Genomic DNA, 16,321 nt, shown 5'->3' on the forward strand with positions numbered 1-16,321 from the left:
GCTCAATTAATTGTATCCAGATATCATTCCAACTTGACTGTGGATTAACAAGTTCTGCATTCGGTAGCAGCTCGCTTGCATTTCGAGCGAGCATATAATCTTCTGCGATCGCTATAATAACGCTATCGAGTTCTTGTAATAATTGTATAGGCAGTTGTGAAGCTCGTTCAATTCCTAGGTAAATTGTGGGTGGTGTTATTGCAGAGTTATCCTGGTTATTTTCCTGTTCAATAAGCAAAATTGAAAGAGCTTCAATTGGGTTACAGGCAATCACAGCTCGCTCGATTTCTCCAGTAGTAGCTACCCAGAAAGCAGCTTCAGATGACAGGGGATGGGTTGTAGTAAAGTTGCCCAATTCATCTAGAACAAAAGCGAACCGGGCTTCCCCGTCAAGCGTCCGTGCCGTAAAGACAGCCTTTTCTAAGCCGGCATACAGCCAAGAATGAGAGTGCAATTTTTCAAGCAATTCTAAAGGTAAACTGTACTCGACTGCTAGATGCGATCGCACTTTTTGCCACTGAGTTTCATTCCTTTCAGGCAGGATTGATAGTTGTAACTCTAACTCATTTGCTGTTGCAGGAGTAGCAGGTGCGGTTGTTTCTAGCTCAGATTGTGACAACTCTAATTTATTTGCTGTTGTTGCAAGAGTTGCAGGTGCGCTTGCTGCTAGCTCAAATTGTGACAACTCTAACTCATTTGCTGTTGCAGGAGTTGCAGCCGCGCCTGCTACTAACTCGAATTGTGACGACTCTAACTCATTTTCCTCTGCCTCACTGGGGGCGATAGCTAAGTGTTGTGGCTGCATTAAAGCCTCAATTAGGGCAGGCTTTGCCCAATTGAGTGCCACTTAAAGCGACTCCATCTAAATTGTAAGAAATGCCTTTACTGAACCCAGTTCGAGTCAGTCTGACTTGCACCTCTGGGCCTTGTTGCTGCAACCGCTCAACGAATTCTGGCATAGTTGGGTTATCTTGGGTAACTTCATCAATTAGGTCTTGTAATTGCACCCTGACGCTCTTGTTTCCCTTGCTTTGTAAGTTCCTGTGTTCTCCTGTAGTTTGAGCTCGCTTGTCTTTTTCCCAACTCGGCGCGACAATTTTTAGATTGTAGTCCTGTTCGAGCTGGCGAATAGTTTCTTGGCTTTTGTAATAATCCCAGCTATCGTCAACGACACTTCCATCTAGGCGAATGCGACTGGCGACGATGTGAATGTGGTCGTGTTTTGTATCGCTGTGCTTGACAACTGTATACTGGTTGTTGTCAAATCCCATCGTTTTCATGTAGCCGGCTGCGATCGCCAGCCAGCGCTGGTCATTTTCTTCAGAATCTTCTAGTTTCTCGGTGCTTGCAACAGATAATGTGGCGTGAAAAACTGCTACTTTCAGGTTAGGTCTTAGTTGTCGGGCGATCGCAAATTCAGCAGCGAGTTCTTCAGGAGTTTGTCCGCACATAGTGCCACCAATTAGAGCGGCGTCTTTTTTGCCCAGTACGTAGTTCAGGCAGCCCCGAAAGCCTGTACCTTTGATTTGTTTGCCAATCATAACCGAAAAGCCGTCAGTTGCACAGAATCGATTGCTCAGGCGGTAAAGCCCAGGCTTGTTAATAATTAGCGTACTGTAGATTTGGCGAGGTTTGCAACCATAGCTTTAATTGCACCCCCGTTTTCTCGAATCAGTTGCTGTACGCTTTTTAAGAGTTCTGTGTTGACAAGAACTGGTTCTCCCAATGCCACAGCACTATTGCAAGCTTTAGCAATCTGATTGAGGTGATTTCCTGCAATTCTCAATTGGGCATCAATCTTGCATAAAACTTGATAGGCTTTTAAGTCGAATGCAGCTAGAGGGCGTGGCATGGTTCTCCTTAAAGCTGCACGGCGCATGAAGTCGCTCATGCTCAAATTGACTTGCTCTGCTCTTGCTTTAATTTGATTGTAGTCTGAGTCAGACAATCTCAGTTCCAGCCGACTCGAAAGTCTCTGATTTTGCTGCTGTTGAGGAAAATTTTTGAGCTTCATAGTCATAAAAATAGTTGAGTTTATCTCATTTTATAAATCTATAACTACTTTCAACTTCACCCCAAAATAGCAAACTAGGGGCGTAAAGTAACCCCCGCCATTTGAGGATAACTGGTTGCTGCGATCGCTACTCAATAACTGATGAGCCTACCATTTGTTTTTTAAAGTGTTTGCTCGACACGCTCGGCGTTGTCAACTCCTTCCCCCGTCTAATTTATTAGAGCTGTATAATATTCAGCTTAATTTGTATTACAGTTAGCTACATTTGTCATTAAAGCTTAAGAAAGTCTTAAACCCTACGTTGCGGTTAGGATTCCGCAAAAGGAGGGTGCATTATTTTTATTTTAAAGTAATAAATAAGGTTTTGTACGGACAAAACCATTGCTTGCTACAAAGCAGTAAAGGAACAGTAAAATGCAACGGGCAAGCCGGACATTTTCGGGTAAAAACAGGTAGAGTACAATTCCTGTAAATGCCTGTATCCTCACTGTTTTTTTACAGCTTGCCGACTGACTTATTACTGCAAATTCCTGCGTCGCGATCGCTCGCTATCGAGTTGGCAACTGTAAAAGTCAAGGCATAAATCGCCATTCGAGCGAGTGGCAATCCTTCATTAACATTTCCTCGATCGTCTGATGCTTGAAATAAAGAAAAGCTTTTTCTTTTCTTCTCGCTCAAATTCTTCTCCCTGACTCGTGAGAGGCCGAATAACCGAATAATTACGAAGGTCGGATGAAGGATTGCGAATTATTCGCTCCCTTCGCTTTAATTCAATCTTGCGATCAAAGCTCCGTGACCTCCTACGCACTCGGTTTACAGTAGCCGTGAGGGAACTACGGCTTGATTTACAGCAGCCGTGAGAGAATGGCGTGCTTGATTTACAGCAACCGTGAGGGAACGGCGCGCTCGGTTTACAGCAGTCGATCGACTTTCAGTTATCAATGGTCGTTATAATTTTTCACCTTATTAGTACAGACAGGAATCTATATTCATGGGGTGGATTATTTTGAGATCTGAAATATAAAGTCGCCGTTTGCGATCGCAAAACCATTGCTTGCTACTAATCAAGAACCGCCATAACCAGTCCCAACAGGTCAAGGCATGAACAGCACAAAAAAGCAGCAAGTTGACCGATCAATTCAGGCGTTTGCTGGATATTTTCCGATACAATCAGAGAGAATGCAGTTCCTGCTATTGCCTGTATTATACCTGTTTTTGTACAGCAAATACCTGACTTTATACGGCACTTGCCAGACTTTAGCGCTCCACAACAATTAGCTATTTTTTAGCGTTTTTAACAACAAGTGAATTGATTTAATAGTCAAGTTACGGTATGGTAAGTTGAATTGAAAATCAAATTTCAGAAGTGTGAGAAAATTGGCAACACAGCAGCCGTTATACCAGCCTTGACAGTCGGGTGAAATGTACTTGGAGGGCCCGGGCTTTACAATCGGCTAAACTGTTATTGTCCGATCGAGCTTGAAAGTCAAGTAAAAATTTACCCCCTGACCACGCTCGCGACTTGATTTTTTAGGGAGTAACGGCGATAGCCGGATGCACCGCAATGTTCGCGAAAGCTGTATGTTCTGCGAAAGTCTAGACTAGGGTAGGTTTGGGTAAGTTTTTCAGAACGGAATCGAGCGGACAAGTGCCAACAACACCATTTCCCATCATCGCTGTTCCAACAGACGCCGCCTCCGATACCGAGGCGATGGGAACCAAGCCCAAGTTTTGGTTTTACCATCCAGAACTAGGGCGTTGCCTGTACAAACAATCTCGCCCCAATACAGGCGAAGATTGGGCAGAAAAGATAGCATCAGAGTTGTGCGGGTTACTCGGACTGCCCAACGCCGCCATTGAACTAGCAACCTGGAATAGCGCTTTCGGCACTGTTTCTCCATCCTTCGTGCCCTCGACAGGTACCCTTATCCCCGGCAACGATATTTTAGCTCCCATAGTGCCAGACTACCCCCGATTTCAAGCGTTTAACGTGTCGCAACACACCCTCGATGTCGTGTTGGACACCATCAGCAACAGCGCAGTGGAACAGCCCCTCAACTGGACGCCGCCAGACGGTATCGCGACGGCAGCGGACACCTTTGTTGGATACCTAATGTTAGATGCTTGGATTGGTAACACAGACCGCCACCACGAAAACTGGGGATTTGTCGAAGTAAGAGGAATTCAAACGCCCCAGGTGACAGCGCATCTTGCTCCCACCTACGACCACGCATCCAGCCTCGGTAGGGAACTGCTAGACTCCAAGCGGCTCGAACGGCTCAAAAACAACGCTGTGGCTGCCTATACAGCTAAATGCAGGTCTGCATTCTATGCTTTTGTGGGGGACAAAAAAGCCCTGTCTCCTCTTGATGTCTTTCAAGCAGCAGCACAACGGCACCCCCAGGCAGCTAGAGTGTGGCAAGAACGCCTGGAGGCAGTGTCGGCTACTGATACGCTAGCTCTATTTGAACGAATTCCAAGGGAACGCATTTCAGAGGCGGCAATTGCTTTTGCCCAACAGATATTAGAAATTAACCAGCGTCGGCTGCTTTTACTGCGGGAGGAACTTTGTTGAATACTTTATTTGTTGCTTGGAACGAACTACCAAGTCACGCTTGGTTCCCTATCGGCCGGCTGACGAGCGATGGAAATAGCTACCAATTCGCTTACACGGCTGGGGCAATAGTAGCACAACGGCAAGGTGGTTTTAAACCTTTGTGGTCGTTTCCTGACTGGGACAAAGTGTACTTTTCACCCGAATTATTTTCGGTTTTTTCCAATCGGCTGCTGCGCCCCTCTCGCCCCGACTATCCAGATTTTTTGCACTGGTTAAATCTCTCCCAATCTGAGAATGACTCCATGCTTTTACTAGCTCGCAGTGGCGGACAGCGGGTAACAGATAGGTTGGAAGTTTTTTCCCCAGAAGAAGTGGATGAGGATGGGCTGTATCACTTCCATTTCTTTGCTCGCGAATTGCAACATTTACCTTCTGACGGCTTAAATCGAATTGACAGATTGCAGCCGGGTGATTTGTTGCAACCAGTTGAAATTGAGCATATTGAAAATGGCTATATTCGCCGCATTTTATCGCTATCAACAGTCGATGGCTGTCGAGTTGGCAACTGTCCTAAGTATTTGCTGGAGTCTGATTTTTTGAGGCTGTACCAGGAACCTGAAAGGGTACAAATTGTGGTTGAGCAAGTCAATTTGTCGCCGGCACCGCAAGCGTTCCGATTACTTTGTCACTTGGCTGTTCAGGGAGGGGGAGGTTTTCAACCGTTTTCTAGTTTGCTGTATCAACCTATTTTTTCAGAACTGGCTGCTACGGGGGCTACAATACTTTGAAGATTTTTGAAGTGAAGCGATCGAGCGCTCTAGCTTGAGCGACTGAATCTAAAGTTTGATTAAATGTTAGCCACTAAGCTTGGCAAGTCAATTAGACTAACTCTGTGAGTAGCGTATCGGAGCAGCTAAATGTCCCCTTGGGTAAAAGATCCAAATGCAGGCGGAGTTAAAATCCCTCCCGCCGTTCAACAACAGGTAAAGCAGCGTGTTCTCGATTATGCTGCCGATCGCTACGCTGGCAAGTATACTCGCCTAGACATCCGCTTTCGCGGTCAGTTTTGTTACATTGATGCCTATAAAGAACCTGATTGCCCCCCAGATTTTCCACCCAAAGACTTTCCCGTATCTCGCGAGGAATATTTAGAACGAATGCGAAATAGTCCCACTCACCTGTGTCGGCTACGCTACTTTGACGATGTTGAAGCTTGGAGTCTGGGGTTTTACACCTACAGTAATGAAAAATATGAGCTTTGTATGTTCAAGAATGGCAGTTTCTACGGTACTCCTGAAGAAGCCTTTGCCATTTCTGCCGTGTATTTGCAGTAACCAAAATTGACTACTCTCATATCGTTTCCGGTTACATCGGTATTGTTCAAATCTTCAAACAGTCAACAGTAAACAATCATTTCTGAGTACAACCATAATTGATATCAGGTCTAAAGACTGTGAGTTTCTCACTTACCATATATTTTTATGAGCGAATATCAATACTACGAGTTTAAAACCATCGACCGACCGTTGACTAAAGCTGAAAAAGAAGAAATCAGCCTACTCTCTAGTCGCGTACAACTAAGTTCTACCACAGCGATATTTACTTATAGCTATGGAGATTTTCGAGGCAGTCCAGAACAAGTATTAGCCAAATACTTCGATGCCATGTTTTATACGGCTAATTGGGGGACATTACAACTAATGTTTCGTTTCCCTAAAGGTTCGATTGATCTTGAACAGATGCAGAAATATTGCATTGAGGATCTGATTGCTGTTTCTGAAATTAATAATTTTGTCATTTTAGACATTTCTATTAACGACGAAGAAGGTTTTGGGTGGATAGAAGGAGAAGGAAATCTATCCTCTTTGATAGGTTCGCGGCAGGAGATTTTGCAGGGAGATTATCGTTTACTTTATCTGGCTTGGCTGAAAGCGATTACCTGTCCCGATCTTATTGATGAATTCGATGAAGAAGAGTTAGAGCCACCTGTTCCTCCTGGGTTGGGTAAGCTATCTTCATCGTTACAGGCTTTTATAGATGCTTTTGAATTGAACGAGCATCTGCTAAAGGTGGCAACAAGTGCTAGTGTGGCTAAACCTTCAATTTCAGACAAGAGCCTAAAAGAAGCTATAAAAAAACTCGATCGTTCTGAAAGTGATGCCTTTTTATTGCGGTTAGCCAAAGGAGAAGCTAATTTATCCTTTGAATTGCGTAAAAAATCATCAGAAATGATGGGAGTTATGCAAAATGAAAGTTTAGGAGAACGGACAATTAAACAGCTTTTGGAAAGCGCAGAACAGGAACAAGAACAGAGCGAACATAGAAAAGAACAGGCAACTGAAGTTTTACGAATCAGAGAATTGGAAATTTTTGCTCAGCGAGAAACGGCTGCTTGGGAAGATGTAGATGCTCTTATTCAAAGAGGAACTTCTAAATCTTACGACGAAGTAGTGCCGTTACTTTTAAAACTCAGAGACTTGGCAGATTATCAAAACCAAGAAACCAAATTTTTAACACGGATAAAACAACTGCATGAGCAATATAGTAAACGTTCTGGATTAAAACAACGTTTGCTTCAGGCGAATTTATAATTGACTTGAAACCGAAAGGTAATTGCATTGTATTAGCACTCTGTACTCTTTGGATTTTGGATGCGATCGCAGATTTATTCAGGTGTGATTGCACTCAACGACTGCGACGCAAATTGTCTACCAACTTATTTGACAACTTATTTAATATGTATAAATTATGAAATCGGAGAGTCTTGAAAAAAAAATCCCCAAATGGGGATTTTTCCTAAACTCATCTAAAACGGAATGTGAGTATATTCACTCTCGTCTAGTTCCATCTCAGTTTGAAAGCTACTCTCAAACGAAGTCAGTTCTGCTTCTTATTGCTGTTTAGAAACAGGTTTTGATTTGGACTGCGGTTGAAATTCAGGTTTCGTCTTACCCTGGCTTTTTGCAGTTAGTTTTGATGCAAATTCCGGTTTTACTTGAGTTTCCGCCTGTGGTTTAGTCTTAATTTCCGCTATTTCCGCATCTTCTATATTGAAGACAGGAATATTTTCTTCAAATGTGATGTATCCTTTACAGGTACACAAAATCTTGTCAGTATTTTGAGACTCAATGAGTTCGGCAGACAAATTTTTAGCAGAGAATGGAATGGTAGCAAATTCCATGTCTTCTCGACTGCGAAACTCAAAAATTCCAGTGCCTGTAACAAGGCTATTTTCGCCTTGTTGTCTGAAGTCATACTCGTCATCTTTTATGACTATCAGAGATAGCGTGCAACTTTGCATCATGAGAGGTTCTCCTGTATTTATGTGGTTGATTGCTAATATTCGATGCCGCGATACCAAATTTAAATAAAGTTGCATAGTAGAATCGCAGGTAACAAAATCGAAACCTAGCTTTGTTTTCAGCTTATCTATGTTCTATGCAGCTTCATAGTAAATTGGTATGATTGGTTCATTTCAGCAAAGATAGATGTTAAAATACCTTTGCTGAAACCGGGGTTTTGCCGTTGTGGTTGTACGGAATTTTCCCGAAAGAGTTTACTTTGGGAAGAGTTGCGGTTTGTGTTTCTCGATCGCGTTTCTCTAGGAGAGTTACGCGCTGGATTTTGACAACCAGTTTTGAATGAAATTCGCCGTTGTGTCCCGTCCAGCTTTCGACGGTTACTTGACCTTCGACACCGACGAGGTTGCCTTTTCTGGTGTAATTGGTAAGTACCTCACCTGTTTTCCCCCAAGCTTCAATGGAAAACCAGTCAGTTTCATCAGACATTTTTCTCTTGATGGCAAGAGAAGATTTTGTCACAGACGATCCCGATTGAAAGTAGGTAATTTCGGGATCTCGACCGAGGCGACCTACAAGTATAATTGTGTTCATGCAAATTCCTCTTTGATGGTTGTAAATTTTGCGCGTAGCGCTCTTATTAATCAATTTATTTTAATTAAATACCGTTAATTTTTATTAATGATGTAATTTTCATAAAAAATTAGTGCTAAGCATGGTACAATTTTCTAATAAAATATGGACGTATTTGCTGCATATAAAGCCATTTTAGGATTTATATGGGCTGAAAATTTGTTTAAGTCCTGTTAACTAGGTCTGCCTCAAAAGCAACCGCTTGATGGATAATACAACAGAGACGTTCCAGCAATCTAAGCTATTTAAGCGAGGGTCGCGATTAGAGGAGATGCAGTGCCAGTTAATGCCGATAAACCACACTTGTGGAAACCCGATATTGCCCTGTCGGTAGACTTTTACAACAATTGGTTCATGCAGTTCGCTCCAAAAGCCTACCGCGACACTCGCATTGCTACAACTCAACAAGTTGAATCCGCCTTAGCAGAGACAGCTAATCTGACGAACATCACGTCCGCCCTGCTGCGAAAGCATCCAGAGGTTTTGCCCATTTTACGCATGGCGGCAGCGCCGCCAATTGCGCGCGATCGCCTGATCGGTTTAGCAGGAGTGTCGCCCAACCTGGTCAAAAATATGGAAGAGAAACAACGAATTCCGCCCCGCGCAGACATTGCAACTCTGGATGCTGAACTAACAAAAATTAGTCAAATTATTGCACGACTGCTCGACAAAGATATTTTTCCTTGGCTAGAAAGCGGACAGCAACCGACTGATAGTGAAGTTCAAAGAGCAACAATTGTAGCCGATCGCCTTTGCGGTGCTATTTCTGACCCGATCGTTCGCACTCTGATTTTCAGGCGACCTGTCGCCCCGTCAGCAAAAATTCACCAAGAAGCTTAATTTTCTGGAGTTTGGCAAGTGATATACTTTGGGAAACGGATGACAGTCCTTCGTCGGTGAGCATTCAATGATTACCCTGCCTGGAGTTACTATCCACAGCAAAATCTATGAGAGCTTAGCTTCTTTGGTGTATCGGGGCATCAGAGAGCAAGATAATCGTGCAGTGATTGCCAAAGTTCTCAAGCAGGATTATCCCTCTCCTCATGAATTAACTCGCTATCGGCAGGAGTATGAAATTACTCGCTCTCTCAACATTGAAGGCGTAGTCAAGGCATACAGCCAGCAAGACTACCAGCGCACGCTGGTTATTCTTTTGGAAGACTTTGGTGGAGAGTCTTTAGAATACTGGATGCGGCAGCAATTAGACTTCTATCCCATGCCGTTGTCGGTTTTTTTGAATATGGCGATCGCCATTACTGATACTTTAGGCAAAATTCATGCGGCTCATGTCATTCATAAAGATATTAATCTTAGCAACATTGTCTTTAATCCGAAGACTGGCGTTGTCAAAATCATTGATTTTGGCATTGCCACTCGCTTCAGTCGCACCAATCCCACATTCAAAAGCCTCCATCTTCTAGAAGGAACCCCCGCATACCTGTCGCCAGAGCAAACCGGGCGAATGAACCGGATGCTCGATTACCGCACCGATTTTTACTCGCTGGGTGTGACGTTTTACGAACTGCTAACTGGACACCTACCGTTTCCCGCAACGAATATGCTGGAGCTGGTTCATTGTCATATTGCCAAGCAGCCTGTTCCCCCTCACGAGATGAATGCAGCGATTCCTAAACCCATTTCAGATATCATTCTGAAACTAATGGCAAAAAATGCAGAAGATCGCTATCAGAGTGCTTGGGGGATTAAGGCAGATTTAGAACTTTGCGATCGCCAATTCGCAGAAATGGGTCGAATCGATCGCATTCAACTGGCACTTCAGGATGTTTGCGATCGCTTTCAAATTCCCCAAAAACTGTATGGACGCGAGAAGGAAATTGCACTGTTACTAGCGGCGTTTGATCGCGTAGCGTCTTTAGAGAACAATCGCATCGCTGGTTTCCAGAATAATTCAGAAATAAGATTTAAAGTCGAAATGATGTTGGTCTCTGGATATGCTGGGATTGGTAAATCAGCGTTAGTGCAGGAACTCTATAAACCGATTACGGCAAAGCGTGGCTATTTTATCTCTGGTAAGTTCGATCAATTCCAGCGCAATATTCCCTACAGTGCAATCGTTGATGCTCTGCGAAAATTGGTGCAGCAGTTATTGAGTGAACCAGATGAGCAATTGGAGCAGTGGCGATCGCAAATTCTAAATGCTTTGGGGAGTAATGGGCAACTCATGATTGATGTGATCCCCGAAGTTGAATTAATTATTGGCAAGCAGCCACCTGTACCAGAAGTTGGAGCTACTGAAGCTCAAAATCGCTTTAATCGAGTTTTTCAGCAGTTTATACGGGTGTTTTGCTCGGAAGAGCATCCGCTTGCGATTTTCTTAGATGATTTGCAGTGGATTGACTCCGCGACACTCAAGTTAATTGAACTGATGCTACTGGATGAGCAAGCCCAATCCCTCTTTTTGATTGGAGCCTATCGAGATAATGAAGTGACTCCCACACATCCACTGAGCTTAATGCTCTCAGAACTGCGAAAACAAGGGGCAGTGCTGCAAGAGATTGTATTGTCACCCTTAATGCTTGAGCCTTTGAGTCAGTTGATTGCCGAGACGCTACATCAGAATACTGACACTGTTCGTTCCTTAGCGGAGCTAGTGCTGCGTAAAACTGAGGGTAATCCTTTCTTTGTCAGTGAATTTTTAAGATTGCTGTATAGCGAGAATCTGTTGAGCTTTGATGCAGAAAACCTAAGCTGGCAGTGGAATCTGGCTCAGATTCAAGCCCAGAACATGACTGATAATGTGGTGGAGTTACTACTGCTTAAGTTGCAAAAATTACCAGAAGGCACCCAGCAAATGCTCCGCTTAGCTGCTTGTGTCGGGGCTGAATTTGATTTAGAGACGTTGGCGATCATTTGTGAGCAGTCTCCTCAGACGATTTCTTTGGATTTACTAGCAGCAATACAAGCTGGATTGATTCAGCCTCTCTCTGAATTAGATGAAGACTTGTTAGTTCAGGAGTATAAGTTCTTGCACGATCGCGTCCAGCAAGCCGCCTACGCCTTGATTGATGAGTCGCATAAACAAGTGGTTCATTTGCAAATTGGTCGCAATCTCCTCAAAAAAACGTTGCCAGAACAGCTATCAGAGCGGTTGTTTGAGATTGTCGATCATCTTAATCATGGAGCTGAGCTAGTCTCTGCTCAATTAGAACGAACTAAAATTGCCAGATTGAATTTAATCGCAGGTCAGAAAGCAAAGGCAGCAACGGCTTATGAAGCAGCTTTTAAGTATTTCACTACAGGGCTTCAACTCCTCAATTCAGAGAGTTGGCAGAGTGAGTATGACCTCACCTTAGTGCTGTACTCAGAAGCAGCAGAAGCGGCGTATCTCCAGGGTCGCTTTGATGAGATGGAACAGTTGGTAGAAGTGGTACTTGATCGTGCCAAAACAGTGGTTGACAAAGTACAGGCTTACGATAGTAGAATTCAAGGATATTTGTCACAGGGCAACCTGAAAGAAGTACTAAAAACTGGATTGGAAGCGTTAAAGCTCTTGGGAATAGATTTAATAGAAAATCCAAGTCAGGCAGATATTCAAAGGGAATTGGAGTCAACGGCTGCACTATTTGCTGAACGAGAAATCGAAGACTTGATTGATTTACCAGAGATGACTGCACCAGAACCACTGGCAGCTCTGTCAATCCTAGCGAATATGGGGTCTGCTGTATTTATAACGTTACCAGAACTGTGGATACTGATTGTATGTAAGAGGGTAAATCTGTCAATTAACTACGGTAATACTACCTGGTCACCACATAGTTATGTTGCTTACGGATCTGTTCTATGTGGAGTTGTTCAAGACATTGAACTCGGTTATAAATTTGGACAACTGGCTCTCAGCTTGGCAGAACGATTGCATAGCAAAAAAGGAAACTCGAAAACATTAATGTTTTCGAGTTTTCATATCCTGCACTGGAAGGTGCATCTTAGGAGAACAATAACATTTCTGGTTGATTCTTATCAAAATGCGGTGGAAACCGGAGACTTTGAATCTGCTGGTTATACTGCATATTTCGTGTGCCATAACTCATTTTTTGCTGGAGAGAAACTTACCCAACTAGAACAAAAAACAGCAACTTACAGCAAAGCGATCAGCCAAATCAGACGGGAAAGCCCCTCGAATTGGCTTGCAATACTGTGGCAGAGCATTCTTAATTTGCTAGATAGGTCTGAGAATCCCAGTCGCTTAGTTGGTCGGGTGTGTAATGAAGAGGAGTCATTACCACACGCCCTTGCAGTTAAAGATGGAAGTGCAATTAAAATGCTATACCTGTACAAAGTTATATTGCATTATTTATTTGAAGAATATCATCAAGCTATACAGACTGCTATTTTAGCAAGGCAATATTTTGAAGAGGTGACAGCAATAACGGTTTTACCTGTATTCTGCTTCTATCATTCTCTGGCGCTTTTGAGCCTATCGCTCGATGCTTCAAACTCTGAAAAATCAGCTTGGCTAAACTCTGTTAACACCAACCAAGAAAAGATGCAGAAATGGGCAGAACATGCCCCAATGAATTATCTACATAAATTTTATCTAGTCGAGGCAGAGAAAGCGCGAGTCTTAGGGCAATTTCTTGAGGCTGAGGAGTTTTATGAACGGGCGATTGCAGGTACTGCTGAAAATGAGTATGTCCAGGAAGAAGCATTAGCTTATGAATTAGCGGCTAAACATTATCTGGCGCGAGGTCGGTCAAAAATTGCTCAAACCTACATGAAAGAAGCGCACTATTGCTACGATCGCTGGGGCGCAAAAGCTAAAGTTAAAGACTTAGAAAAACGCTATCCACAACTACTTAATTTCAACTTAATTCGGCAATCAAATTCAACTTTGACCGAGGGAACGATCAGTCATTCGACTGCGGCGATCGATTTGGCTGCGGTGATGAAAGCGGCTCAAGCCCTCTCAGAAATTATCCATCTCGATCAATTAATTGCCAAGTTGATGCAGGCAGTGATACAAAATGCAGGAGCCGAAACTGGCGCTCTGATTCTCTTGGAAGACGATCAGCTCACTGTGGTGGCTCAATGCAGTGGGAGTAGACAGTGCGATCTGGAAAAGCTTGCTGTTGCTGACTGTGTAACGATTCCTGTCTCCGTTATTCACTTGGTAGAACGCACTCAAGAAACTTTAGTTCTTGATGATGCCGTCAGCGAATCGTCTTTTTCAACTGATCCTTACATTCAACACCAACAGACGCGATCGCTCCTCTCTATGCCAATTCTCAAGCAAAATCAGCTTGTCGGCATCCTTTATTTGGAGAACAAGCTCAGTACCGCAGTGTTTACCCGCGATCGCTTGCAAGTCCTCAAACTGTTGATTGCTCAGGCAGCAATTTCACTGGAGAATGCTCGGTTATATGAACAGTTAGCAGACTATGCCGAAACCCTGGAAAGGAAAGTAGAAGAGCGAACTCAAGCCTTGCAGCAGGAGATGGCTGAACGTCAACAAACCGAAGCCGCATTGCAACGCAGTGAAACCAAGTTCCGCAATATCTTTGAAAACTCGCAGGTTGGCATCTACCGAGTCCGCCTCTCGGATGGATTACTTCTCGATGCCAATCAACGCCATGCTAATCTGTTTGGCTTTGATTCACCAGAGGAGATCATTGGGCTTGAACACGTCATAGGCTATTATGCAGATCCCAGCGATCACCAACACCTCATTGAGTTGCTGAAGCGGGATCGGGAAGTGCGAAGCTTTGAAGCCCAAATGCGAAAACGAGATGGGACATTGTTTTGGGGGCTTTTCTCTCTTTATCTGAATGCAGACGATGGCTACATCGAAGGGGTGATTGCGGATATTAGCGATCGCAAACAGGCAGAAGCCGCTCTACAAACGAGTGAAGAACAACTGCGCTTAGCCTTAACCGCTTCAAATCAAGGACTCTACGATCTCAACATCGAAACTGAAGAAGTTGTGGTTAACCCAGAATACGCTTTAATGCTGGGCTACGATCCAGCAACATTTCACGTGACCAAATCTGAGTGGATTGAGAGTTTGCATCCTGACGACAGAGAATCAGTAGTTGCAACTTACCATGCTTGTATTACTGGAGAAGTCCCCAACTATCAAGCAGAGTATCGCCATCGTACCCAGGATGGTCAGTGGAAATGGATTCTTGCTGTTGGCAACGTTGTTGCCTGGAATGAATCTGGTGAACCCATCCGAGCGTTGGGAGTTGTTACGGATATCGACGATCGCAAACGGGCTGAAGCAGCTTCAATTTTAGAAGAGCGTAACCGCATGGCACGCGAAATTCACGATACACTCGCTCAGGCGTTTACTGGCATTCTGGCTCAGGTAGGAGCTGCAAAACAGGTGCTAACGGATGATTTAGAAGCAACTCAGGCACACCTAGACCTAATCAAAGAATTGGCGCGAACTGGACTGATTGAAGCACGGCGATCGGTCGTTGCGCTCCGTCCTCAGCTTTTGGAGGAGGGCAGTTTACAGAGCGCTCTCCATCGTCTGGTGACTCAGACCAGAACTGCCGCAATGGATACAACTTTGTATTATGAGGTCGAGGGTACAGTGTATGCTCTACCCACTGAAGTCGAGAATAACCTACTGCGGATTGGACAGGAAGCATTAACCAATGCGATTAGACACGCCCATGCTGACGAGATTCGAGTGGAGCTAGTCTACGATCGCGATCGGTTTTGCTTGCGCGTGCAAGATAATGGGCAGGGCTTTGGAGTTGGAAGTATTCCATCCTCTGAGGGTTTTGGCTTACTCGGCATGAGCGAACGAGTAGAGCGCATCGGCGCACAACTCACGATTAGCAGTCAACCTGGGCAAGGAACAGAAATTATTGTCACCGTCAATCGGGAGTAGCATTACGATGAGCCAAGCCACGACCATTCGGATTTTAATTGCAGACGATCATGCTATTTTTCGGCAAGGATTAGCTACGATTATTAATCGCGATCCAGAGATGCAGGTGATTGCCCAAGCTGAAAATGGAGAACAAGCGATCGCACTATTTGAGGAACACCAACCGAATGTCACGCTCATGGATCTGCGAATGCCTGAAGTGGAGGGAGTTGCCGCCATCAGGGCAATTTGTGCGATCGCTAAATCTGCTCGAATTATTGTCCTGACCACGTATGATAGTGACGAAGATATCTATCGGGGATTGCAGGCAGGCGCAAAAGGATACCTGTTGAAAGAAACTGAACCTGACGAGCTTCTGAATGCTATTCGTACCGTTCATCGGGGTCAGAAGTATATTCCGCCCGATGTGGGAGCAAAATTGGTTCAGCGCCTCAGCAATCCAGAACTGAGTGAAAGAGAACTAGAGGTACTCCGCTCACTGGCGCAGGGGATGAGTAATGCTGATATTGCGGCAGCTTTGAGTATCGGTGAAGGCACGGTTAAATCTCATGTCAATCGGATTTTGAATAAGTTAGATGTGAGCGATCGCACTCAAGCTGTGATTGTTGCTGTTAAGCGCGGCATTGTTAGCTTATAGGATGTACGGGTATGACAACGATTCGTATAAAGCTGTATCATGACAGGCTCAAAACCATTATATAGCAGTACTTTCAGAGATTCATATTTTAAAGAGGATTGAAATAATGAATAATCCCTGTCTAATTCACCTCTGAAGGGAAAGGCTTTATACCGATTCTTCTGGTAAAGCTAGAGTATAGTTTAAGATCTGCTACCTCATACTTATCCAGAGCTGACTTTTCACGTTAGAGGCCTCCACAAAAAGAATGATCCAATAGCTATGTGGGTTTAGCGAAAATTTCCACAAACCATTTGTGAAGATTGGGCAGACGATTTATCTGGGT

General features: G+C 44.1%; 12 protein-coding genes and 1 pseudogene. 7 read left to right on the forward strand and 6 right to left on the reverse strand.

All coding sequences use genetic code 11. The features are described 5' to 3' along the window. From JGK20_RS25185 to JGK20_RS25200, 4 genes and pseudogenes are all read right to left on the reverse strand, one after another. Positions 1–847, reverse strand: a pseudogene (locus tag JGK20_RS25185) (relaxase); the annotation flags it as partial. Further along, positions 813–1,541 (reverse strand): relaxase/mobilization nuclease domain-containing protein, encoded by a 729-nt coding sequence (locus JGK20_RS25190; RefSeq protein WP_293232534.1) that lies wholly within the window; start codon positions 1,539–1,541, stop codon positions 813–815. The gene JGK20_RS25190 and the pseudogene JGK20_RS25185, both read right to left, overlap by 35 nt. Positions 1,542–1,606: 65 nt before the next feature. After that, positions 1,607–2,020, reverse strand: a complete 414-nt coding sequence (locus tag JGK20_RS25195; RefSeq protein ID WP_293232536.1) for a mobilization protein — start codon at positions 2,018–2,020, stop codon at positions 1,607–1,609. A 489-nt stretch (positions 2,021–2,509) separates the two neighbouring features. Next, positions 2,510–2,692, reverse strand: coding sequence for a hypothetical protein (locus JGK20_RS25200; RefSeq protein ID WP_293232538.1), 183 nt, complete (start codon positions 2,690–2,692; stop codon positions 2,510–2,512). A gap of 970 nt (positions 2,693–3,662) precedes the next feature. Here JGK20_RS25200 and JGK20_RS25205 point away from each other — a divergent pair. The 4 genes from JGK20_RS25205 (at position 3,663) to JGK20_RS25220 (ending at position 7,162) form a co-directional block, all read left to right on the forward strand. After that, the gene (locus JGK20_RS25205; protein ID WP_293232540.1) at positions 3,663–4,589 is read left to right on the forward strand and encodes a hypothetical protein; all 927 of its coding nucleotides are present in this window, start codon (positions 3,663–3,665) and stop codon (positions 4,587–4,589) included. After that, positions 4,586–5,359 (forward strand): DNA-binding protein, encoded by a 774-nt coding sequence (locus tag JGK20_RS25210; protein WP_293232542.1) that lies wholly within the window; start codon positions 4,586–4,588, stop codon positions 5,357–5,359. Before JGK20_RS25205 ends, JGK20_RS25210 begins: the two co-directional genes overlap by 4 nt. Before the next feature lie 129 nt (positions 5,360–5,488). Continuing rightward, positions 5,489–5,905, forward strand: a complete 417-nt coding sequence (locus JGK20_RS25215) for a hypothetical protein (RefSeq protein WP_293232544.1) — start codon at positions 5,489–5,491, stop codon at positions 5,903–5,905. A gap of 147 nt (positions 5,906–6,052) precedes the next feature. Next, positions 6,053–7,162: a hypothetical protein gene (locus JGK20_RS25220; RefSeq protein WP_293232546.1), complete on the forward strand. Its 1,110-nt coding sequence runs from the start codon at positions 6,053–6,055 to the stop codon at positions 7,160–7,162. A 299-nt stretch (positions 7,163–7,461) separates the two neighbouring features. On the opposite strand, the gene JGK20_RS25225 is transcribed toward JGK20_RS25220, so the two are convergent. Both JGK20_RS25225 and ssb read right to left on the reverse strand, forming a co-directional pair. After that, positions 7,462–7,875 (reverse strand): hypothetical protein, encoded by a 414-nt coding sequence (locus JGK20_RS25225; protein ID WP_293232548.1) that lies wholly within the window; start codon positions 7,873–7,875, stop codon positions 7,462–7,464. Positions 7,876–8,062: 187 nt separating this feature from the next. After that, the gene (gene ssb, locus JGK20_RS25230; protein WP_293232550.1) at positions 8,063–8,464 is read right to left on the reverse strand and encodes a single-stranded DNA-binding protein; all 402 of its coding nucleotides are present in this window, start codon (positions 8,462–8,464) and stop codon (positions 8,063–8,065) included. A 315-nt stretch (positions 8,465–8,779) separates the two neighbouring features. Here ssb and JGK20_RS25235 point away from each other — a divergent pair, with 315 nt between their 5' ends. The 3 genes from JGK20_RS25235 to JGK20_RS25245 all read left to right on the forward strand — a co-directional run bounded on the left by JGK20_RS25235 (position 8,780) and on the right by JGK20_RS25245 (position 15,996). Continuing rightward, positions 8,780–9,343, forward strand: coding sequence for a XamI family restriction endonuclease (locus tag JGK20_RS25235; protein WP_293232552.1), 564 nt, complete (start codon positions 8,780–8,782; stop codon positions 9,341–9,343). Positions 9,344–9,410: 67 nt separating this feature from the next. Continuing rightward, positions 9,411–15,359 carry an AAA family ATPase gene (locus JGK20_RS25240; RefSeq protein WP_293232554.1) on the forward strand — a complete coding sequence of 1,983 codons (5,949 nt, stop codon included), beginning with the start codon at positions 9,411–9,413 and terminating at the stop codon, positions 15,357–15,359. 7 nt (positions 15,360–15,366) lie between these two features. After that, a complete protein-coding gene (locus tag JGK20_RS25245) occupies positions 15,367–15,996 on the forward strand; it encodes a response regulator transcription factor (protein WP_293204237.1) in 630 nt (209 codons plus the stop codon). Positions 15,997–16,321: the final 325 nt, after the last annotated feature.

This window comes from Microcoleus sp. PH2017_05_CCC_O_A, assembly GCF_020738785.1.
Taxonomy (GTDB): domain Bacteria; phylum Cyanobacteriota; class Cyanobacteriia; order Cyanobacteriales; family Microcoleaceae; genus Microcoleus.